1 protein-coding gene is annotated in these 1,559 nt (G+C 73.2%); it reads right to left on the minus strand.

Annotated elements, in window-relative coordinates; all coding sequences use genetic code 11:
- The coding region (locus AB0883_RS30755; protein WP_366644769.1) for an amino acid adenylation domain-containing protein at positions 1–1,544 on the minus strand (1,544 nt) is incomplete at its 3' end.
- Between the last annotated feature and the right edge of the window lie 15 nt (positions 1,545–1,559).

Genomic DNA, 1,559 nt, shown 5'->3' on the forward strand with positions numbered 1-1,559 from the left:
TCGGTGCGGAGGCGGCAGAGGTCGCCGGTGCGGTAGAGGCGGCTGCCGGGGGTGGTGGCGTACGGGTCGGGCAGGAACCGCTCCGCCGTCTGCCCGGGCTTGTTCAGGTAGCCGCGGCTGACCACGTCGCCGCCGACGCAGACCTCGCCGGGCGCGCCGGGCGGGACGAGCTGGAGGTCGGCGTCGAGGAGGTAGATGCGGGCGCCGGCGATCGGGACGCCGAGGTCCGGCCGGTGGACCCCGTCGGTGCTGACGGGCCCGACGGTGACGGCGACGGTGGTCTCGGTCGGCCCGTAGATGTTGAACAGCGTGTACGGCGCCTGCGTGGACGGTCGGGTGGTGAGGGCGTCCCCACCGGTGAAGATCGTCCGCAGGTGGCTGGTGGACGGGGTGGGCAACCGGAGGACGGCCTCCGCGACCGGGGTCGGCAGGAACGTCCTCGTGACGTCTCCCCGGACCAGCCAGTCGTGCAGCGCGGTGGGGTCGAGGCGGTCGGCCGGGTCGGCGATGTGCAGGGTGGCGCCGCTGACCAGCGCGGGCCAGATCTCCCAGATCGCGGCGTCGAAGCCGAGGCTGGCCACCTGGCCGTGGCGCTCGCCGGGGCCGGTGGGGTGGGTGTCCAGGTGCCAGTGGACCAGGTTGGTCAGCGCCCGGTGGGGGACCATGACTCCCTTGGGCGTGCCGGTGGACCCGGAGGTGTGGATGACGTACGCCACCTGCTCCGGATGGATGTCGACCGGGGGCGGCGTGGACGTGGCCGTGGCCGGTGCCGGGTGCGGGGTGAGGGTGACGACGCCGGGGGGTGTGTCGGTGTCGTCAGGGTGTGCGGTGATGAGGATGGTGGCGCCGGAGTCGGTGATGAGGTGGTGTCGGCGGGTGGTGGGTGCGGTGGGGTCGACGGGGAGGTAGGCGGCGCCGGCTTTGAGGACGGCGAGCATGGCGGTGATGGCGGGTGCGCCGGGTGGGAGGCTGACCGCGACGGGGTGGTCGGGTCGGGCGCCGTGTCGTAGTAGTTGGTGGGCGAGGTGGTTGGACCGTTCGTCGAGTTCGCGGTAGGTGAGTGTGCCCGCCCCGTCGACGACGGCGACCGCGTCGGGTTGGCGTCGGGCCGTCTCCGTGACCAGCCGCGGCACGCACCCCGCAGCAGCGGGCGGGACCGCAACCGGGCTGGCGGTCAGCGCGCGGGCGAGCCGCTCGCGCTGGGCGGCCGTGACCGCGACCACGGTGGAGAGCGGGCGGTCCGGCTCGGCCAGCACGGCGCCCACCAGGGCCCGGTAGCTGTCGGCCAGCTCGGCCATCGTCGCGGCGTCGTACAGGTCGCAGGCGTAGTCGAAGAGCACCCGGATGACGTCCGGCTCCAGCTGCACCTGAACGGTCAGGTCGAACTTCGCGACCCCCTCGTCGATCGGCAGCGGCCTCATCGTGGCGGTGTGCAGCGGTGCCGGACCGGTGCCGTCCATGGTCGTGAAGACGGTTTGGATGAGGGGTGGGGTGTGGCGGTCGCGGGTGGGTCGGGTGTGCTCGACGAGTTTGTCGAAGGGGATGTCCTGGTGGGTGAC

The sequence above is a fragment of the Micromonospora sp. NPDC047812 genome, assembly GCF_040704175.1.
Classification (GTDB): Bacteria; Actinomycetota; Actinomycetes; order Mycobacteriales; family Micromonosporaceae; genus Micromonospora.